Origin of the sequence: Amycolatopsis sp. WAC 04197 (assembly GCF_003947475.1) — a bacterium.
Taxonomy (GTDB): domain Bacteria; phylum Actinomycetota; class Actinomycetes; order Mycobacteriales; family Pseudonocardiaceae; genus Amycolatopsis; species Amycolatopsis japonica.
Window position 1 is genome coordinate 845,983 of the sequence record NZ_QHJK01000001.1, and the last position, 16,385, is coordinate 862,367.

The 16,385-nt window shown below is 66.4% G+C and carries 28 protein-coding genes; 26 read left to right on the forward strand and 2 right to left on the reverse strand.

Going from position 1 to position 16,385, the window contains the following annotated elements; translation table 11 throughout:
• Window positions 1-11: 11 nt before the first annotated feature.
• On the reverse strand, window positions 12-371 hold the full coding sequence (locus tag DMC64_RS04205; protein ID WP_037332695.1) for a type VII secretion target: 360 nt from the start codon (window positions 369-371) through the stop codon (window positions 12-14).
• Between the two features lie 130 nt (window positions 372-501).
• The gene (locus tag DMC64_RS04210; protein ID WP_037332693.1) at window positions 502-1,074 is read right to left on the reverse strand and encodes a YbaB/EbfC family nucleoid-associated protein; all 573 of its coding nucleotides are present in this window, start codon (window positions 1,072-1,074) and stop codon (window positions 502-504) included.
• Between the two features lie 180 nt (window positions 1,075-1,254).
• On the opposite strand from DMC64_RS04210, the gene DMC64_RS04215 reads away from it, so the two are divergent.
• The 26 genes from DMC64_RS04215 (at window position 1,255) to rplO (ending at window position 16,115) form a co-directional block, all read left to right on the forward strand.
• Window positions 1,255-1,401 (forward strand): hypothetical protein, encoded by a 147-nt coding sequence (locus tag DMC64_RS04215; protein ID WP_016331086.1) that lies wholly within the window; start codon window positions 1,255-1,257, stop codon window positions 1,399-1,401.
• A 323-nt stretch (window positions 1,402-1,724) separates the two neighbouring features.
• Window positions 1,725-2,099 carry a 30S ribosomal protein S12 gene (rpsL, locus tag DMC64_RS04220; protein WP_003102113.1) on the forward strand — a complete coding sequence of 125 codons (375 nt, stop codon included), beginning with the start codon at window positions 1,725-1,727 and terminating at the stop codon, window positions 2,097-2,099.
• Complete coding sequence (gene rpsG, locus DMC64_RS04225) at window positions 2,099-2,569, forward strand: 30S ribosomal protein S7 (RefSeq protein WP_007031033.1); 471 nt, start codon at window positions 2,099-2,101, stop codon at window positions 2,567-2,569. Before rpsL ends, rpsG begins: the two co-directional genes overlap by 1 nt.
• Window positions 2,570-2,632: 63 nt before the next feature.
• Entirely contained in the window at window positions 2,633-4,732 is a 2,100-nt protein-coding gene (gene fusA / locus DMC64_RS04230) for an elongation factor G (RefSeq protein WP_037332689.1), read from the forward strand.
• Window positions 4,733-4,856: 124 nt separating this feature from the next.
• Window positions 4,857-6,050, forward strand: a complete 1,194-nt coding sequence (tuf, locus tag DMC64_RS04235) for an elongation factor Tu (RefSeq protein ID WP_016331088.1) — start codon at window positions 4,857-4,859, stop codon at window positions 6,048-6,050.
• A 410-nt stretch (window positions 6,051-6,460) separates the two neighbouring features.
• Entirely contained in the window at window positions 6,461-6,766 is a 306-nt protein-coding gene (gene rpsJ / locus DMC64_RS04240) for a 30S ribosomal protein S10 (protein ID WP_003102098.1), read from the forward strand.
• Window positions 6,767-6,800: 34 nt separating this feature from the next.
• Window positions 6,801-7,451, forward strand: a complete 651-nt coding sequence (gene rplC / locus DMC64_RS04245) for a 50S ribosomal protein L3 (protein ID WP_007031036.1) — start codon at window positions 6,801-6,803, stop codon at window positions 7,449-7,451.
• Window positions 7,452-7,453: 2 nt separating this feature from the next.
• Window positions 7,454-8,140 carry a 50S ribosomal protein L4 gene (gene rplD / locus DMC64_RS04250; RefSeq protein WP_016331090.1) on the forward strand — a complete coding sequence of 229 codons (687 nt, stop codon included), beginning with the start codon at window positions 7,454-7,456 and terminating at the stop codon, window positions 8,138-8,140.
• Window positions 8,137-8,448 carry a 50S ribosomal protein L23 gene (rplW, locus tag DMC64_RS04255; protein WP_005166778.1) on the forward strand — a complete coding sequence of 104 codons (312 nt, stop codon included), beginning with the start codon at window positions 8,137-8,139 and terminating at the stop codon, window positions 8,446-8,448. Before rplD ends, rplW begins: the two co-directional genes overlap by 4 nt.
• 16 nt (window positions 8,449-8,464) lie before the next feature.
• Window positions 8,465-9,298 carry a 50S ribosomal protein L2 gene (rplB, locus tag DMC64_RS04260; protein ID WP_005166779.1) on the forward strand — a complete coding sequence of 278 codons (834 nt, stop codon included), beginning with the start codon at window positions 8,465-8,467 and terminating at the stop codon, window positions 9,296-9,298.
• A gap of 18 nt (window positions 9,299-9,316) precedes the next feature.
• Window positions 9,317-9,598 (forward strand): 30S ribosomal protein S19, encoded by a 282-nt coding sequence (gene rpsS, locus DMC64_RS04265; RefSeq protein ID WP_003102083.1) that lies wholly within the window; start codon window positions 9,317-9,319, stop codon window positions 9,596-9,598.
• Between the two features lie 29 nt (window positions 9,599-9,627).
• On the forward strand, window positions 9,628-10,044 hold the full coding sequence (gene rplV, locus DMC64_RS04270; RefSeq protein ID WP_005166780.1) for a 50S ribosomal protein L22: 417 nt from the start codon (window positions 9,628-9,630) through the stop codon (window positions 10,042-10,044).
• The gene (gene rpsC, locus DMC64_RS04275) at window positions 10,044-10,901 is read left to right on the forward strand and encodes a 30S ribosomal protein S3 (RefSeq protein WP_037332686.1); all 858 of its coding nucleotides are present in this window, start codon (window positions 10,044-10,046) and stop codon (window positions 10,899-10,901) included. Before rplV ends, rpsC begins: the two co-directional genes overlap by 1 nt.
• Before the next feature lie 3 nt (window positions 10,902-10,904).
• The gene (gene rplP / locus DMC64_RS04280) at window positions 10,905-11,324 is read left to right on the forward strand and encodes a 50S ribosomal protein L16 (RefSeq protein WP_005166782.1); all 420 of its coding nucleotides are present in this window, start codon (window positions 10,905-10,907) and stop codon (window positions 11,322-11,324) included.
• The gene (rpmC, locus tag DMC64_RS04285) at window positions 11,324-11,572 is read left to right on the forward strand and encodes a 50S ribosomal protein L29 (protein ID WP_007031040.1); all 249 of its coding nucleotides are present in this window, start codon (window positions 11,324-11,326) and stop codon (window positions 11,570-11,572) included. The genes rplP and rpmC overlap by 1 nt, the downstream gene beginning before the upstream one ends.
• Window positions 11,569-11,850: a 30S ribosomal protein S17 gene (rpsQ, locus tag DMC64_RS04290; RefSeq protein WP_007031041.1), complete on the forward strand. Its 282-nt coding sequence runs from the start codon at window positions 11,569-11,571 to the stop codon at window positions 11,848-11,850. The genes rpmC and rpsQ overlap by 4 nt, the downstream gene beginning before the upstream one ends.
• 79 nt (window positions 11,851-11,929) lie before the next feature.
• Window positions 11,930-12,298, forward strand: a complete 369-nt coding sequence (gene rplN, locus DMC64_RS04295; RefSeq protein WP_005166785.1) for a 50S ribosomal protein L14 — start codon at window positions 11,930-11,932, stop codon at window positions 12,296-12,298.
• A gap of 3 nt (window positions 12,299-12,301) precedes the next feature.
• Window positions 12,302-12,616, forward strand: coding sequence for a 50S ribosomal protein L24 (gene rplX, locus DMC64_RS04300; RefSeq protein ID WP_005166786.1), 315 nt, complete (start codon window positions 12,302-12,304; stop codon window positions 12,614-12,616).
• A gap of 2 nt (window positions 12,617-12,618) precedes the next feature.
• Complete coding sequence (gene rplE / locus DMC64_RS04305; RefSeq protein WP_016331092.1) at window positions 12,619-13,182, forward strand: 50S ribosomal protein L5; 564 nt, start codon at window positions 12,619-12,621, stop codon at window positions 13,180-13,182.
• A gap of 4 nt (window positions 13,183-13,186) precedes the next feature.
• On the forward strand, window positions 13,187-13,372 hold the full coding sequence (locus DMC64_RS04310) for a type Z 30S ribosomal protein S14 (RefSeq protein ID WP_005166789.1): 186 nt from the start codon (window positions 13,187-13,189) through the stop codon (window positions 13,370-13,372).
• Window positions 13,373-13,452: 80 nt separating this feature from the next.
• A complete protein-coding gene (rpsH, locus tag DMC64_RS04315; RefSeq protein WP_007031043.1) occupies window positions 13,453-13,851 on the forward strand; it encodes a 30S ribosomal protein S8 in 399 nt (132 codons plus the stop codon).
• A 16-nt stretch (window positions 13,852-13,867) separates the two neighbouring features.
• Window positions 13,868-14,407 carry a 50S ribosomal protein L6 gene (gene rplF / locus DMC64_RS04320; RefSeq protein WP_125732165.1) on the forward strand — a complete coding sequence of 180 codons (540 nt, stop codon included), beginning with the start codon at window positions 13,868-13,870 and terminating at the stop codon, window positions 14,405-14,407.
• A gap of 2 nt (window positions 14,408-14,409) precedes the next feature.
• Window positions 14,410-14,808: a 50S ribosomal protein L18 gene (gene rplR, locus DMC64_RS04325; protein WP_007031045.1), complete on the forward strand. Its 399-nt coding sequence runs from the start codon at window positions 14,410-14,412 to the stop codon at window positions 14,806-14,808.
• A gap of 31 nt (window positions 14,809-14,839) precedes the next feature.
• The gene (gene rpsE, locus DMC64_RS04330; protein WP_007031046.1) at window positions 14,840-15,484 is read left to right on the forward strand and encodes a 30S ribosomal protein S5; all 645 of its coding nucleotides are present in this window, start codon (window positions 14,840-14,842) and stop codon (window positions 15,482-15,484) included.
• A gap of 2 nt (window positions 15,485-15,486) precedes the next feature.
• A complete protein-coding gene (gene rpmD, locus DMC64_RS04335) occupies window positions 15,487-15,672 on the forward strand; it encodes a 50S ribosomal protein L30 (protein WP_007031047.1) in 186 nt (61 codons plus the stop codon).
• Entirely contained in the window at window positions 15,669-16,115 is a 447-nt protein-coding gene (gene rplO / locus DMC64_RS04340) for a 50S ribosomal protein L15 (protein ID WP_038519824.1), read from the forward strand. The genes rpmD and rplO overlap by 4 nt, the downstream gene beginning before the upstream one ends.
• Window positions 16,116-16,385 lie beyond the last annotated feature (270 nt).

The window sequence follows — 16,385 nt, forward strand, 5'->3', positions numbered from 1 at the left end:
AGTCCCCCTCGCTACTTGGCCGGCCCCATCTTCGGTGTCCTCGACTGCGCCGGCTGCTCCAGCAGCTTGAGGATTTCGTTGAGCGCCTTGACGTTGTCGTCTTCGTTCCGCTCGTAGGCGGTGGCGGCGTTGCCGAGCTTCTCCGAAGCCGCGGTCAGCCCCGCGGACATCTCGATCAGCAGATCCTGCAGATCGGTGAGCATCGACGTGTACTCGTGCTTCACGAACAGGCCGACGACTCCCCATGACTCATCGCCGACGTCGGACTGCTGCGTCAGCCGTCCGACCTCGTTCGGGATCTGGACGTCCTGCCCGAGCTTGCCCGAGTAGGTGCGCAGAGCGCTGATCACCACCTCATGCCCTCCGGCCATCGGCGGTCCCTCCCTTCGCGCACCTTCCGATGCGGCTCGTCGTGATCGGCGCCTTGGACCCGGCTGCCCCGCCCGCGGTTCCCAGCGCCCCGGATCGCGTTTAGCCCGCGAAACGCGATCCGGCCCGGGATCAGTGGTCGTCGTCGAAGAGGTTCTTCAGGAAACGGTCGCCGTCCGAGCCGCTCGACGCCGGGGGCGGCGGGGTCTGTGGCCGCTGCGGTTCGTCGGCGGATTTGAGGACGGAACGCTCGGAGTAGTCGTCGGCCTGCTGCTCGGCGGCCGGCTGCGAAGGCGACTCCTCTTCCATCCGCGCCCGCATCTCCTCGACGGTGGTGCCGAACAGGTCCGCCTGGGTCTCCAGCACCTGGTCCACCAGATTGAGGTCGTCGCCCATGTGTTCTTCGACGATCGTGGCCTGTTTGCGGGCCGCTTCGGCCACGGCCTGCTGGATGGTCGACATCAGCGCCGCGGAAAGCGCGTCCGGACGCTGGCGAAGGGCGTCTTCGGTGAACTTGACGTCCATGATCGCGCCGCCGGGCCCCGCGACCACCGTCACCGAACGGTCCGAAGAGGACGCCGTCGCCTCGATCCTGCTGAGTTCGTCCTGCATCCCGCCGATGCTCGCGAGCCGATCGTCGACGTTCCGGAGCTGCGACTGGAACTGGTCGAATTGCGCGACCAGCTGCTCGAACTCGGCGGACATGGAGCCTCCCCATACTTGCGGTACGCCGGGCGAACCGACGCTGTGACCAGTCTCATCGTGACTCATTCACCGGTTCGACGCGACGGGGTGGTTATCGGATCCATCCGGCTCACCCGATAGGGGAATAGGTAGCGTGGTCCGCCGAGCAGGGCGGTATCAGTACTAACGAGGGGAGGCGTCATGGACGCCGAGAAGCAGGAAAGCACCGAGGAGCCCAGGCGGGGGAGTCACGCGGCGCCGGAGGGGGCTCCCGTGCATCCGCTGATCGATCTTTCCCGTGACCCGCACCCGGGCCGGGCGGATCACGCCAAGCCCGAAGAGGAATGAAAGCGGCCGAAACGCCGTTCCATCAGGGTGGCCGCGGCGTCGCGCCCGGCACGATATAGTTATCGACCCCCCGATTTGGCCGGTCCGGAAGTGGCCGGGTATCTTTGGAGACCGTGCCCGGCAGGCGTCGGGCCGTCCCGTGTGCCGTGCGGCACGGACGGGGTGCTCAGGCATCCGGTCCGAAGGCTTCGCCCACGCGGGATCCGACGGAAAATCCCTACGGGAAGTTACCGGTCGCAAGACCGTGACGCGGGCCGACACGCCCGACCGCGGGGGCCGGAGACAACACGTAGTAGCAAGATCGCGAACAGAAAGCTGGTCCATTGCCCACGATCCAGCAGCTGGTCCGTAAGGGCCGCCAGGACAAGGCTGCCAAGCAGAAGACCGCGGCCCTCAAGGGGAGCCCGCAGCGGCGTGGCGTGTGCACTCGCGTGTACACCACAACCCCCAAGAAGCCGAACTCGGCGCTTCGCAAGGTCGCTCGTGTGAAGCTGACCAGCGGCATCGAGGTCACCGCCTACATTCCCGGTGAAGGCCACAACCTGCAGGAGCACTCGATGGTGCTCGTGCGCGGTGGTCGTGTGAAGGACCTGCCGGGTGTCCGCTACAAGATCATCCGCGGTTCGCTCGACACCCAGGGTGTCAAGAACCGTAAGCAGGCGCGCAGCCGGTACGGCGCGAAGAAGGAGAAGAGCTAATGCCCCGCAAGGGTCCGGCCCCGAAGCGGCCGCTGATCTCTGACCCCGTCTACGCATCCCCGCTGGTCACCCAGCTGGTGAACAAGGTGCTGAAGGACGGCAAGCGGTCCCTGGCCGAGCGCATCGTCTACGGCGCCCTCGAAGGCGCTCGCGAGAAGACCGGCACCGACCCGGTCGTCACGCTGAAGCGCGCCCTCGACAACGTGAAGCCCACCATCGAGGTGAAGAGCCGCCGCGTCGGTGGTGCCACCTACCAGGTGCCGATCGAGGTCAAGCCGGGCCGCTCCACCACGCTCGCGCTCCGCTGGCTGGTCTCCTTCTCGCAGGCTCGCCGTGAGAAGACCATGATCGAGCGTCTGCAGAACGAGCTCCTCGACGCGAGCAACGGCCTCGGCGCCAGCGTGAAGCGGCGTGAGGACACCCACAAGATGGCCGAGTCCAACAAGGCCTTCGCGCACTACCGCTGGTGATATCCGCCCGGCTGCCGATCAAAGCCTTGCCGGGCCCCAATTTTGAGACAGGGGAACACTCTCGTGGCACGTGAAGTGCTGACCGACCTGAACAAGGTCCGCAACATCGGCATCATGGCCCACATCGACGCCGGTAAGACCACCACCACCGAGCGGATCCTGTTCTACACCGGGATCAACTACAAGATCGGCGAGGTGCACGACGGCGCCGCGACGATGGACTGGATGGAGGAGGAGCAGAAGCGGGGTATCACCATCACCTCGGCTGCCACCACCACCTTCTGGGCCGACCACCAGATCAACATCATCGACACCCCGGGCCACGTCGACTTCACCGTCGAGGTGGAGCGTTCGCTGCGGGTGCTCGACGGTGCCGTCGCCGTCTTCGACGGCAAGGAAGGTGTCGAGCCGCAGTCCGAGCAGGTCTGGCGTCAGGCGGACAAGTACGAGGTTCCTCGTATCTGCTTCGTCAACAAGATGGACAAGCTCGGCGCGGACTTCTACTTCACCGTCCGCACCATCGAGGAGCGCCTCGGCGCCCGCCCGCTGGTCATCCAGCTGCCGATCGGCGCCGAGAACGAGTTCGAAGGCGTCATCGACCTGGTCCGCATGAAGGCGCTGACCTGGCGCGGCGAGGTCCAGAAGGGCGAGGACTACTCGGTCGAGGACATCCCCGCGGAGCTGGCCGACAAGGCCGCCGAGTACCGCGAGAAGCTCGTCGAGACCGTCGCCGAGACCGACGACGCGCTGATGGAGAAGTTCCTCGAAGGCGAGGAGCTCACCGAGGCCGAGATCAAGGCCGGCATCCGGAAGCTCACCGTCGCCCGCGAGGCGTACCCGGTGCTCACCGGTTCCGCGTTCAAGAACAAGGGCGTCCAGCCCATGCTCGACGCGGTCATCGACTACCTTCCGTCGCCGCTGGACGTCCCGGCCGTCGAGGGCACGCTGCCCGACGGCGAGACCCCGGTCACCCGGAAGCCGTCCGTCGACGAGCCGTTCTCCGCTCTGGCGTTCAAGATCGCCGCGCACCCGTTCTTCGGCAAGCTGACCTACATCCGGGTGTACTCGGGCAAGGTCGCCTCCGGCGCGCAGCTGATCAACGCCACCAAGGAGCGCAAGGAGCGCATCGGGAAGCTCTTCCAGATGCACTCCAACAAGGAGAACCCGGTCGACGAGGCCCAGGCCGGCCACATCTACGCGGTCATCGGCCTGAAGGACACCACCACCGGTGACACCCTGGCCGACCCGCAGAACCCGGTCGTCCTCGAGTCGATGACGTTCCCGGCGCCGGTCATCCGCGTCGCGATCGAGCCGAAGACCAAGGCCGACCAGGAGAAGCTGTCCCTGGCGATCCAGAAGCTGGCCGAAGAGGACCCGACGTTCCAGGTCAACCTGGACGAGGACACCGGCCAGACGATCATCGCCGGTATGGGCGAGCTGCACCTCGAGGTGCTGGTCAACCGCATGAAGTCCGACTACAAGGTCGAGGCGAACATCGGTAAGCCGCAGGTCGCCTACCGCGAGACGGTGCGCAAGACGGTCGAGAAGCTCGACTACGTGCACAAGAAGCAGACCGGTGGTTCCGGTCAGTTCGCGAAGGTCATCGTCAAGCTCGAGCCGCTCGAGTCCACCGACGGTGCCCTCTACGAGTTCGACAACAAGGTCACCGGTGGCCGCGTGCCGCGGGAGTACATCCCGTCGGTCGACGCGGGCGCGCAGGACGCCATGCAGTACGGCGTGCTGGCCGGCTACCCGCTCGTCGGGTTGAAGTTCACCTTGTTGGACGGCGCGTACCACGAGGTCGACTCTTCGGAAATGGCCTTCAAGATCGCCGGCTCCATGGCGATGAAGGAAGCCGCGAAGAAGGCCGGTCCGGTCATCCTCGAGCCGCTGATGGCCGTCGAGGTCACCACGCCCGAGGACTACATGGGCGATGTGATCGGCGACCTCAACTCCCGCCGTGGCCAGATCCAGGCCATGGAGGAGCGCGCCGGTACCCGTGTCGTCAAGGCACTGGTCCCGCTGTCGGAGATGTTCGGTTACGTCGGCGACCTGCGTTCGCGTACGCAGGGACGTGCCAACTACTCCATGGTGTTCGACTCCTACGCCGAGGTTCCCGCGAACGTCGCGAAGGAAATCATCGCGAAGGCGACGGGGGAGTAGTTCCCGTCCGCTCGCGGGCATAAGGAACACTCCTGAACGTCCGCAGCATCCGTCAAGAAACGAATCCCCGTCCGACAGCCACGTTGGCCGGTGAGTAAGCAAAACAGTCCAGGAGGACATTCCAGTGGCGAAGGCGAAATTCGAGCGGACCAAGCCGCACGTCAACATCGGGACCATCGGTCACGTCGACCACGGTAAGACCACTCTGACCGCGGCGATCACCAAGGTTCTGCACGACAAGTACCCCGAGCTGAACACCGCTTCGGCGTTCGACCAGATCGACAACGCGCCCGAAGAGAAGCAGCGCGGTATCACGATCAACATCTCGCACGTCGAGTACCAGACCGAGAAGCGTCACTACGCCCACGTGGACGCCCCCGGTCACGCGGACTACATCAAGAACATGATCACCGGTGCGGCGCAGATGGACGGCGCGATCCTCGTGGTCGCGGCGACCGACGGTCCGATGCCGCAGACCCGTGAGCACGTGCTGCTCGCGAAGCAGGTCGGCGTGCCCTACATCGTGGTCGCGCTGAACAAGGCCGACATGGTCGACGACGAGGAGATCCTGGAGCTCGTCGAGCTCGAGGTCCGCGAGCTGCTGTCCTCCCAGGACTTCCCGGGTGACGACGCTCCGGTCATCAAGGTCTCCGGCCTGAAGGCCCTCGAGGGCGACGCCAAGTGGGGCGAGAGCGTTCTCGAGCTGATGGAAGCCGTCGACGAGAACGTGCCGGACCCGGTCCGCGAGCTCGACAAGCCGTTCCTCATGCCGATCGAGGACGTCTTCACCATCACCGGCCGTGGCACGGTCGTGACCGGTCGCATCGAGCGCGGCCGCGTCAACGTGAACGAAGAGGTCGAGATCGTCGGCATCAAGGAGAAGTCGACCAAGACCACCGTCACCGGTGTCGAGATGTTCCGCAAGCTGCTGGACACCGGCGAGGCGGGCGACAACGTCGGTCTGCTGGTCCGCGGTATCAAGCGCGAGGACGTCGAGCGCGGCCAGGTCGTCGTGAAGCCGGGCACCACCACCCCGCACACGGAGTTCGAGGGCTCGGTCTACATCCTGTCGAAGGACGAGGGTGGCCGTCACACCCCGTTCTTCAACAACTACCGCCCGCAGTTCTACTTCCGTACCACGGACGTGACCGGCGTCGTCACCCTCAAGGAGGGTGTCGAGATGGTCATGCCGGGCGACAACACGGACATCAGCGTCGTGCTGATCCAGCCGGTCGCCATGGACGAGGGCCTGCGTTTCGCCATCCGCGAGGGTGGTCGGACCGTCGGCGCCGGCCAGGTCACCAAGATCATCAAGTGATTTAGGCGCCCCGCCCGGGGGTAATACACCCCCGGGTTAGGGGCGTCAAATCACGTGTGCGACACTATTCAGGTTGCTCGTCCTGGGGCGGCCGAACTCGTACTTCTTCGGAAGACAGGTTCCGGCCGCCCTGGTATGAGCGGCCACGGTCCGCGGAGCACTTCCTTCGGGTGAGGCTAGCGGGCAAGGGCGTTTGAGACGGCGATCCAAGCTTTTCCGCCGGCTCGATGCCTCCTCACGTTGAGGAAGACCAGGCAAGACGAAGATCCCGCGGGATCCGTCTGTGCGTCGGGCACGACACGCCCGACCGCGTGGACCGGGGACAGGGCCGTTGAACTGGGAAAACCTCAGCCAGGCTGAGGTTTGAAAAGACAAAAGCGGCACGAGACGACAAGGAACGAGCAGCCACCATGGCGGGACAGAAGATCCGCATCCGGCTCAAGGCCTACGACCACGAGGCGATCGACACCTCGGCACGCAAGATCGTCGAGACGGTCACGCGTACCGGCGCCCGTGTTGTCGGGCCGGTGCCGCTGCCCACCGAGAAGAACGTTTACTGCGTCATCCGCTCGCCGCACAAGTACAAGGACTCGCGCGAGCACTTCGAGATGCGCACGCACAAGCGTCTGATCGACATCCTCGACCCGACGCCGAAGACGGTCGACGCGCTCATGCGCATCGACCTGCCGGCGAGCGTCGACGTCAACATCCAGTAGCAGCGGCTGGCGAGCGGCGGAGAGTAAGAGACTCATGTCTGACAGGCAAGTGAAGGGCATCCTGGGCACCAAGCTCGGCATGACCCAGGTCTTCGACGAGAACAACCGGGTCGTCCCGGTGACCGTCGTCCAGGCCGGGCCGAACGTGGTCACCCAGGTTCGGACCCAGGAGAACGACGGCTACAAGGCCGTGCAGCTGGCTTTCGGCGCGGTCGACCCGCGCCGGGTGAACAAGCCGCGCACCGGCCACTTCGACAAGGCGAGCGTGACCCCGCGCCGTTACCTTGCGGAGCTGCGTACCACCGACGCCGAGACCTACGAGGTCGGCCAGGAGATCACCGCCGAGGTGTTCGAGGCCGGTATCGAGGTCGACGTGACCGGTACCAGCAAGGGCAAGGGCTACGCCGGTGTCATGAAGCGTCACGGCTTCAAGGGCCAGGGCGCGAGCCACGGTGCCCAGGCCGTGCACCGCAAGCCCGGCTCGATCGGTGGCTGCGCCACCCCGGGCCGCGTCTTCAAGGGCCTGCGCATGGCGGGCCGGATGGGCAACGACCGGGTCACCACGCAGAACCTGACCGTGCACGCGGTGCGTGCCGAGGACGGCCTGCTGCTGATCAAGGGCGCCGTGCCCGGTCCCAAGGGCGGCCTGCTGTTCGTTCGCAGCGCCGCGAAGGGTGGTAACTGAACATGACCAGCGTCGAGCTGAAGACCCCGGCCGGTAAAGCCGACGGCACGGTCGAGCTCCCCTCGGAGATCTTCGACGTGCAGGCCAACGTGCCCCTCATGCACCAGGTCGTGGTGGCCCAGCTGGCCGCCGCGCGCCAGGGCACGCATGACACCAAGACCCGCGGTGAAGTCCGCGGTGGTGGCAAGAAGCCGTACCGCCAGAAGGGCACCGGCCGCGCCCGCCAGGGTTCGACCCGTGCGCCGCAGTTCACCGGTGGTGGCGTCGTCCACGGCCCCACGCCGCGTGACTACACCCAGCGGACCCCGAAGAAGATGAAGGCCGCCGCTCTGCGTGGCGCCCTCTCCGACCGGGCCCGTGCCGGACAGCTGCACGTCATCACCGAACTGGTGACCGGCGAGAAGCCGTCCACCAAGTCCGCCAAGGCCGCCATCGCCGCGGTGACCCAGGCCAAGCGCGTTCTCGTGGTCCTGCACCGCGACGACGAGCTGAGCTGGAACTCCGTGCGCAACCTGGCCGAGGTCCACATCATCACGCCCGACCAGCTCAACACCTACGACGTGTTGGTCAACGACGACGTGGTGTTCACCAAGGCCGCTTACGACGTGTTCGTCGCCGGCCCCGTCCGGGGCAAGGGCGCGAAGGCTTCGGCTCGGTCGAGCGAGGTTGAAGGGAGTGACGAGCAGTGAGTGCGATCGCCATCCCCGATCCCCGCGACATCTTGCTCGCGCCGGTGATCTCCGAGAAGTCCTACGGGCTGCTCGAGGACCACAAGTACACGTTCATCGTCCGCCCGGACGCCAACAAGACCCAGATCAAGATCGCGGTCGAGAAGGTGTTCGGCGTCAAGGTGGTCAGCGTCAACACGGCCAACCGCCAGGGCAAGCGTAAGCGGACTCGCGCCGGCTTCGGCAAGCGCAAGGACACCAAGCGCGCCATCGTGACTCTTTCGGCTGAGAGCAAGCCGATCGAGATCTTCGGCGGACCCACCGCGTAAAGGACTGAGCTGACACATGGGCATCCGCAAGTACAAGCCGACGACCCCGGGTCGTCGCGGTTCCAGCGTCTCCGACTTCGCCGAGATCACTCGGTCCACCCCGGAGAAGTCGCTGCTGCGTCCGCTGAGCAAGTCCGGCGGCCGTAACTCCAGCGGCAAGATCACCACCCGGCACAAGGGTGGTGGCCACAAGCGTGCGTACCGGCTGATCGACTTCCGCCGGAACGACAAGGACGGCGTTCCCGCCAAGGTCGCGCACATCGAGTACGACCCCAACCGGTCCGCTCGCATCGCGCTGCTGCACTACGCCGACGGCGAGAAGCGCTACATCATCGCCCCGGAGAAGCTCAAGCAGGGTGACACGGTCGAGAACGGCCCCCGCGCCGACATCAAGCCGGGTAACAACCTGCCGCTGCGCAACATCCCGGTCGGCACCGTGATCCACGCGATCGAGCTCCGCCCCGGTGGCGGCGCGAAGATGGCGCGGTCCGCCGGTGCCAAGGTGCAGCTGGTGGCGAAGGACGGGCCGTACGCCCAGCTTCGTCTCCCCTCGGGCGAGATCCGCAACGTCGACGTGCGCAACCGCGCCACCATCGGCGAGGTCGGCAACTCCGAGCACTCGAACATCAACTGGGGCAAGGCGGGCCGTAACCGCTGGCGCGGCAAGCGCCCCACCGTCCGTGGTGTCGTCATGAACCCGGTCGACCACCCGCACGGTGGTGGTGAGGGTAAGACCTCCGGTGGTCGCCACCCGGTGAACCCGAACGGTAAGCCCGAAGGCCGCACCCGCCGCCGCAAGGCTTCCGACGCCATGATCGTCCGCCGCCGGCGTACCGGCAAGAAGCGCTGAGCAGGGAGGTAGAAGAACATGCCACGTAGCCTCAAAAAGGGCCCCTTCGTGGACGACCACCTGCTCAAGAAGGTGGACGCTCTCAACGAGTCGGGCAAGAAGACCGTGATCAAGACGTGGTCGCGTCGCTCCACGATCATCCCGGATTTCCTGGGTCACACGATCGCTGTGCACGACGGCCGCAAGCACGTCCCGGTGTTCGTCACCGAGGCGATGGTGGGTCACAAGTTGGGCGAATTCGCGCCGACTCGGACCTTCAAGGGCCACATCAAGGACGACCGCAAGTCGCGCCGCCGCTGAGCGGGCACGAGAGAACAAGGAAGCTAGCGATGAACGCCCAGAACGACGTGGCCGAGGCTTTGCCGACGGCTTACGCGCGGGCTCGCTTCGTCCGGGACTCGCCTACCAAGGTGCGCCGGGTGATCGAGCTGATCAAGGGACGTAGCGCCGCCGACGCCTTGGCCGTGCTCCAGTTCGCCCCGCAGGCGGCAAGCGAGCCGGTCGCGAAGGTGCTCGCCAGCGCCGTGGCCAACGCCGAGAACAACCTCGATCTCGACCCGGACACCCTCTGGGTCAAGAACGCCTACGCCGACGAGGGCCCGACCCTCAAGCGCATCCGTCCGCGGGCCCAGGGCCGCGCGTACCGGATCCGCAAGCGGACCAGCCACATCACCGTCGAGGTGGAGTCGCGTCCCAAGGCCGAGGCCAAGAAGGCACAGGGCAAGAAGAAGGCAGGTGGCCGGTAGTGGGCCAGAAGATCAACCCGCACGGCTTCCGCCTGGGTATCACCACGGACTGGAAGTCGCGTTGGTACGCCGACAAGCAGTACGCGGAGTACGTGGCCGAGGACGTCAAGATCCGGAAGCTGCTGTCCACGGGCATGGAGCGCGCCGGGATCTCCAAGGTCGAGATCGAGCGCACCCGTGACCGGGTCCGCGTCGACATCCACACCGCCCGGCCGGGCATCGTCATCGGCCGCCGCGGCGCGGAGGCCGACCGCATCCGCGGCGCGCTGGAGAAGCTGACCGCCAAGCAGGTCCAGCTGAACATCCTCGAGGTCAAGAACCCCGAGGCCGACGCCCAGCTCGTCGCGCAGGGTGTCGCGGAGCAGCTGAGCAACCGTGTGGCGTTCCGCCGCGCGATGCGCAAGGCGATCCAGACCTCCATGCGCTCGCCGCAGGTCAAGGGCATCCGCGTGCAGTGCGGCGGTCGTCTCGGCGGTGCCGAGATGTCCCGCTCCGAGCACTACCGCGATGGCCGCGTCCCGCTGCACACGCTGCGCGCCGACATCGACTACGGCTTCTTCGAGGCCAAGACGACGTTCGGTCGCATCGGCGTGAAGGTGTGGATCTACAAGGGCGAGCTCGTGGGCGGCCTCAAGGCCAAGGAGGCGCGTGACGCCGCCGCGGCCGCCGAGCGCGCCCCGCGCCGTGACCGTGGTGACCGTCCCTCCCGACCGCGCCGTTCCGGCTCGTCGGGCACGACGCCGACCTCGACCGAAGCCGGCCGGGCCGCCGCCGCCGCGAAGAGCGGCGACGCTCCCAAGGGCGACACGGCCACCGAGGCCCCGGCTGCTGAGACTGCAGAAAAGACGGAGGGCTGACACGTGCTCATCCCGCGCAGGGTCAAGCACCGGAAGCAGCACTCCCCGAAGCGCCACGGTGCCGCCAAGGGCGGTACGAAGGTGAACTTCGGCGAGTACGGCATCCAGGCGCTTGAGCACAGCTACGTGACCAACCGGCAGATCGAGTCCGCTCGTATCGCCATGACGCGTCACATCAAGCGTGGCGGCAAGGTGTGGACGACCATCTACCCGGACCGCCCGCTGACCAAGAAGCCGGCGGAAACCCGCATGGGTTCCGGTAAGGGTTCGCCCGAGTGGTGGATCGCCAACGTGAAGCCGGGCCGCGTGATGTTCGAGATCTCGTTCCCGAACGAGGAGACCGCCCGTGAGGCGCTCCGTCGCGCGATCCACAAGCTGCCCATGAAGTGCCGCATCGTGACCCGTGAAGGTGGTGAGTTCTGATGGCGAAGGCAGGTGCCGCCCAGGCATCGGAGCTGCGTGAGCTCACCGCGGAAGAGCTCGTTCTGCGTCTGAAGGAATACAAGGAGGAGCTTTTCAACCTCCGCTTCCAGATGGCGACCGGACAGCTCGACAACAACCGCCGTCTGCGCACCGTCCGCACGGACATCGCGCGGATCTACACGGTCATGCGCGAGCGTGAACTCGGCCTGTCCGTTTCCCCTGACGCCGAGAGTGAAGGTGCCGCATGAGCGAGCAGCCCAACGCTGAGGCGGCCCCCCGCAACGACCGCAAGGTCCGTGAGGGTTACGTCGTCTCGGACAAGATGAACAAGACGATCGTGGTCGAGCTCGAAGACCGCAAGAAGCACCGTCGTTACGCCAAGGTTCTCCGCAGCACCAGCAAGGTCAAGGTGCACGACGAGAACAACGAGGCGGGCGTTGGCGACCGGGTCACCCTGATGGAGACCCGCCCGCTGTCGGCGACCAAGCGCTGGCGTCTGGTGCAGATCGTGGAGAAGGCCAAGTAAGTAGGGCTCTTTTTGAGTCCCTTAGTTCCGCAAGGCTCGCGCTTCAACGCGAGAACCAGCGCGACATACAGGAGTAGACGTGATCCAGCAGGAGTCGCGGCTTCGGGTTGCCGACAACACGGGCGCGAAGGAGATCCTTTGCATCCGCGTTCTCGGTGGCTCGGGGCGGCGCTACGCGGGCATCGGCGACATCATCGTCGCCACCGTGAAGGACGCCATGCCGGCTGCCGGCGTGAAGAAGGGTGACGTCGTCAAGGCGGTCATCGTTCGCACGCGCAAGGAGCGCCGTCGTCCGGACGGTTCTTACATCCGCTTCGACGAGAACGCTGCTGTGCTCATCAAGAACGACAATGAGCCCCGCGGCACCCGCATCTTCGGGCCGGTCGGCCGCGAGCTGCGCGACCGAAAGTTCATGAAGATCATTTCGCTCGCGCCGGAGGTGTTGTAGAGCATGAAGGTGAAGAAGGGCGACACGGTCGTCGTCATCGCCGGCAAGGACAAGGGTGCCAAGGGCAAGGTCATCCAGGCCTACCCCGAGCGCGAGCGCGTGCTGGTCGAGGGCGTCAACCGGATCAAGAAGCACACGCGGATCTCCCAGACCCAGCGCGGCGCGCAGTCCGGCGGCATCGTCACGCAGGAGGCGCCCATCCACGTCTCGAACGTGATGGTCGTCGACTCCGACGGCAAGCCGACCCGGGTGGGCTACCGCATCGGCGAGGACGGCAAGAAGGTCCGGGTCTCGCGCCGGAACGGTAAGGACATCTGATCATGACCACCGCAGAGAAGATCGCCCCGCGCCTCAAGGTGCGGTACCGCGAGGAGATCAAGGGACAGCTCCAGGAGGAGTTCTCCTTCGAGAACGTCCACCAGATCCCGGGCGTCGTCAAGGTCGTCGTGAACATGGGTGTCGGTGACGCCGCCCGTGACAGCAAGCTGATCGAAGGCGCCATCCGCGACCTGGCCGCGATCACCGGGCAGAAGCCCGAGGTTCGCAAGGCTCGCAAGTCCATCGCGCAGTTCAAGCTGCGTGAGGGCCAGCCGATCGGTGCGCGCGTCACGCTGCGCAACGACCGCATGTGGGAGTTCCTCGACCGGCTGCTGACCATCGCGCTGCCGCGTATCCGTGACTTCCGCGGGCTTTCGCCGAAGCAGTTCGACGGCAACGGCAACTACACGTTCGGTCTCAACGAGCAGTCCATGTTCCACGAGATCGACCCGGACGCCATCGACCGCCCGCGCGGTATGGACGTCACTGTCGTCACCACCGCCAACACCGACGACGAGGGCCGCGCGCTGCTTCGCAAGCTCGGCTTCCCGTTCAAGGAGAACTGAGTCGATGGCCAAGAAAGCACTGGTCCACAAGGCCGCGAAGACGCCGAAGTTCAAGGTTCGCGGTTACACGCGCTGCCAGCGGTGCGGTCGCCCGCACTCGGTGTTCCGCAAGTTCGGGCTCTGCCGGATCTGCCTTCGCGAGATGGCACACGCGGGCGAGCTGCCCGGCGTCCGCAAGTCCAGCTGGTAAGAGTCTTTTTTAACTCCCACTTCGCCACAGGCCCCGCAGTGATTGCAGGGAACCAGGGCGAGAAAGGTTGACAGGTCACCATGACGATGACCGACCCCATCGCAGACTTCTTGACCCGTCTGCGTAACGCGAACTCGGCTTACCACGACGAGGTCGTGCTTCCCCACTCGAAGATCAAGGCGAACATCGCCGAGATCCTCAAGCGCGAGGGTTACATCTCGGGCTACCGTGACGAGCCGGGCGAGAAGCACAAGAACCTCGTCGTGGAGCTGAAGTACGGCCCCAACCGTGAGCGCAGCATCGCCGGCCTCCGCCGCGTGTCCAAGCCCGGCCTGCGGGTCTACGCAAAATCGACCGAACTGCCGTCGGTTCTCGGTGGCCTCGGCGTCGCGATCATCTCGACGTCGTCCGGCCTCCAGACCGACCGTCAGGCCAAGCGCAACAGCGTGGGCGGCGAAGTCCTCGCCTACGTCTGGTAAGGAAGGGGGCACAGACATGTCACGCATTGGAAAGCTGCCGGTCGCCGTCCCCTCCGGGGTCGAGGTGACCATCGAAGGTCAGCAGATCAAGGTCAAGGGGCCCAAGGGCACCCTTGAGCACACCATCGCCGAGCCGATCACCGTCGAGAAGGCCGAAGACGGCACTCTCGAGGTCAAGCGGCCCGACGAGGAGCGCACCAGCCGTGCCCTGCACGGTCTCACCCGGACGCTGGTCAACAACCTCGTCGTCGGTGTGACCGAGGGCTACGAGAAGAAGCTCGAGATCCACGGTGTCGGTTACCGCGTGCAGGCCAAGGGCTCGGACCTCGAGTTCGCCCTCGGCTACAGCCACCCGGTGAAGATCGAGGCTCCGGAAGGCATCACCTTCAAGGTCGAGACCCCCACCCGGTTCTCGGTCTCGGGCATCGACAAGCAGAAGGTCGGCCAGATCGCCGCGGTCATCCGCAAGCTGCGCCGCCCGGACCCGTACAAGGGCAAGGGCCTGCGCTACGAGGGTGAGAAGATCCGCCGCAAGGTCGGAAAGACGGGTAAGTGATCATGAGCGACACGACTACGAAGCGCAAGCCGGTCGGCAAGGACATCTCGACCCGCCGCCGCGTCGCGAAGGCCCGTCGGCACTTCCGCCTTCGCAAGAAGATCAACGGCACGGACCAGCGTCCGCGCCTGGTCGTCAAGCGTTCGTCGCGGCACATCGCCGTGCAGCTGATCGACGACCTCGCCGGCAAGACCCTGGCGTCGGCGTCCACCCTCGAGGCGGACGTCCGCGCGCTGGAAGGCGACAAGAAGGCCAAGGCCGCCAAGGTCGGGGAGCTCGTCGCCGCCCGCGCCAAGAACGCCGGTGTCTCGACCGTGGTGTTCGACCGTGGTGGCAACGCCTACCACGGCCGCATCGCGGCGCTCGCCGACGCTGCCCGCGAGGCGGGGTTGGAGTTCTGATGCAGATGCTCGTGAATGGAAGGAAAGCCTGATGCCGGGACGTACACGGCAATTCGGCGGCGGCCAGGGCGGACCCGGCGGGCAGGGCGGCAACGACCGCAATGACCGTCGCGACCGCCGGGACCGGCGCGACAGCGGCCGTGGCGGGGCCGGCCAGGAGAAGACCCCGCACCTCGAGAAGGTCGTGACGATCAACCGCGTCGCCAAGGTCGTCAAGGGTGGTCGTCGCTTCAGCTTCACCGCCCTGGTGGTCGTCGGTGACGGCGACGGTCAGGTCGGCGTCGGCTACGGCAAGGCCAAGGAAGTTCCCGCGGCCATCGCCAAGGGCGTCGAGGAAGCGAAGAAGAACTTCTTCCGCGTTCCCCGCGTCGCCGGCACCATCCCCCACCCGATCCAGGGTGAGGAAGCCGCCGGTGTCGTGCTGCTCCGTCCGGCCTCGGCCGGTACCGGTGTCATCGCCGGTGGCCCGGTGCGCGCGGTGCTGGAGTGCGCGGGCGTCCACGACGTGCTGTCGAAGTCGCTCGGCTCCGACAACGCGATCAACATCGTGCACGCGACCGTGGCGGCCCTGAAGGGTCTGCAGCGTCCCGAAGAGGTCGCGGCCCGCCGCGGTCTCCCGCTCGAGGACGTCGCTCCGGCTCGCATGCTGCGCCAGCGCGCGGGTCAGGGGGTCTGACCATGACTCAGCTCAAGGTGACCCAGGTCAAGAGCAAGATCGGCACGAAGCACGCTCACCGCGAGTCGCTGCGCACCCTCGGGCTGCGCAAGATCCGCCAGAGCGTCGTGCGTGATGACACTCCCGAGGTGCGCGGCCTTATCCACACCGTCCGCCACCTGGTGGAGGTCGAGGAGGTCAAGGCATGACTGCCATCAAGATCCACCACCTTCGTCCGGCTCCGGGCGCGAAGCGCGACAAGATCCGCGTCGGCCGTGGTGAGGGCTCGAAGGGCAAGACCGCCGGTCGCGGTACCAAGGGCACCAAGGCCCGGAAGAACGTGCCCGCAGGTTTCGAGGGTGGGCAGATGCCCATCCACATGCGGCTGCCGAAGCTGCGCGGCTTCAAGAACCGGTTCCGCACCGAGTACCAGCCGGTGAACGTGGGCGACATCGCCCGCGTCTTCCCGGACGGTGGCAAGGTCGGCGCCGAGGAGCTCGTCGCGAACGGTCTGGTCCGCAAGGGCAAGCTCGTGAAGGTGCTCGGCAACGGCGACGTGAACGGCGTCAAGCTGGACGTCACCGCCGACGCTTTCTCCGGCTCCGCCAAGGAGAAGCTCTCCGCCGCCGGTGGCTCCGCCACCACGCTCTGAGCTTTCTTCGCTCGCTTCACCGAAAGGCCCGCCAGGCTCCGCCAGGCGGGCCTTTCGCTTGCGCTCCCTCGGGCGGCCCCGACCTGCGTTTCGCGGGCTAACCGCGATCTGGCCCGTTTCGCCCGGCGCGCCCGCCGACCTGCGTTTCGCCCCCTAATCGCGATCCGGGCTGCGGGTCGCCGTCCCCGCCTCCGACCTGCGTTTCGCGGGCTAAACGCGCTCCGACGGTCGCGCAGGTGCCCGCCTCCTGGATCGCGGTTAGCCCGCGAA

Coding starts and splice junctions, on each gene's coding strand:
- DMC64_RS04205 (WP_037332695.1), bottom strand. CDS start 371: ATGGCCGGAGGGCATGAGGTGGTGATCAGCGCTCTGCGCACCTACTCG.
- DMC64_RS04210 (WP_037332693.1), bottom strand. CDS start 1,074: ATGTCCGCCGAGTTCGAGCAGCTGGTCGCGCAATTCGACCAGTTCCAG.
- DMC64_RS04215 (WP_016331086.1), top strand. CDS start 1,255: ATGGACGCCGAGAAGCAGGAAAGCACCGAGGAGCCCAGGCGGGGGAGT.
- rpsG (WP_007031033.1), top strand. CDS start 2,099: ATGCCCCGCAAGGGTCCGGCCCCGAAGCGGCCGCTGATCTCTGACCCC.
- rpsJ (WP_003102098.1), top strand. CDS start 6,461: ATGGCGGGACAGAAGATCCGCATCCGGCTCAAGGCCTACGACCACGAG.
- rplC (WP_007031036.1), top strand. CDS start 6,801: ATGTCTGACAGGCAAGTGAAGGGCATCCTGGGCACCAAGCTCGGCATG.
- rplD (WP_016331090.1), top strand. CDS start 7,454: ATGACCAGCGTCGAGCTGAAGACCCCGGCCGGTAAAGCCGACGGCACG.
- rplB (WP_005166779.1), top strand. CDS start 8,465: ATGGGCATCCGCAAGTACAAGCCGACGACCCCGGGTCGTCGCGGTTCC.
- rpsS (WP_003102083.1), top strand. CDS start 9,317: ATGCCACGTAGCCTCAAAAAGGGCCCCTTCGTGGACGACCACCTGCTC.
- rplV (WP_005166780.1), top strand. CDS start 9,628: ATGAACGCCCAGAACGACGTGGCCGAGGCTTTGCCGACGGCTTACGCG.
- rpmC (WP_007031040.1), top strand. CDS start 11,324: ATGGCGAAGGCAGGTGCCGCCCAGGCATCGGAGCTGCGTGAGCTCACC.
- rpsQ (WP_007031041.1), top strand. CDS start 11,569: ATGAGCGAGCAGCCCAACGCTGAGGCGGCCCCCCGCAACGACCGCAAG.
- rplX (WP_005166786.1), top strand. CDS start 12,302: ATGAAGGTGAAGAAGGGCGACACGGTCGTCGTCATCGCCGGCAAGGAC.
- rplE (WP_016331092.1), top strand. CDS start 12,619: ATGACCACCGCAGAGAAGATCGCCCCGCGCCTCAAGGTGCGGTACCGC.
- DMC64_RS04310 (WP_005166789.1), top strand. CDS start 13,187: ATGGCCAAGAAAGCACTGGTCCACAAGGCCGCGAAGACGCCGAAGTTC.
- rpsH (WP_007031043.1), top strand. CDS start 13,453: ATGACGATGACCGACCCCATCGCAGACTTCTTGACCCGTCTGCGTAAC.
- rplF (WP_125732165.1), top strand. CDS start 13,868: ATGTCACGCATTGGAAAGCTGCCGGTCGCCGTCCCCTCCGGGGTCGAG.
- rplR (WP_007031045.1), top strand. CDS start 14,410: ATGAGCGACACGACTACGAAGCGCAAGCCGGTCGGCAAGGACATCTCG.
- rpsE (WP_007031046.1), top strand. CDS start 14,840: ATGCCGGGACGTACACGGCAATTCGGCGGCGGCCAGGGCGGACCCGGC.
- rpmD (WP_007031047.1), top strand. CDS start 15,487: ATGACTCAGCTCAAGGTGACCCAGGTCAAGAGCAAGATCGGCACGAAG.
- rplO (WP_038519824.1), top strand. CDS start 15,669: ATGACTGCCATCAAGATCCACCACCTTCGTCCGGCTCCGGGCGCGAAG.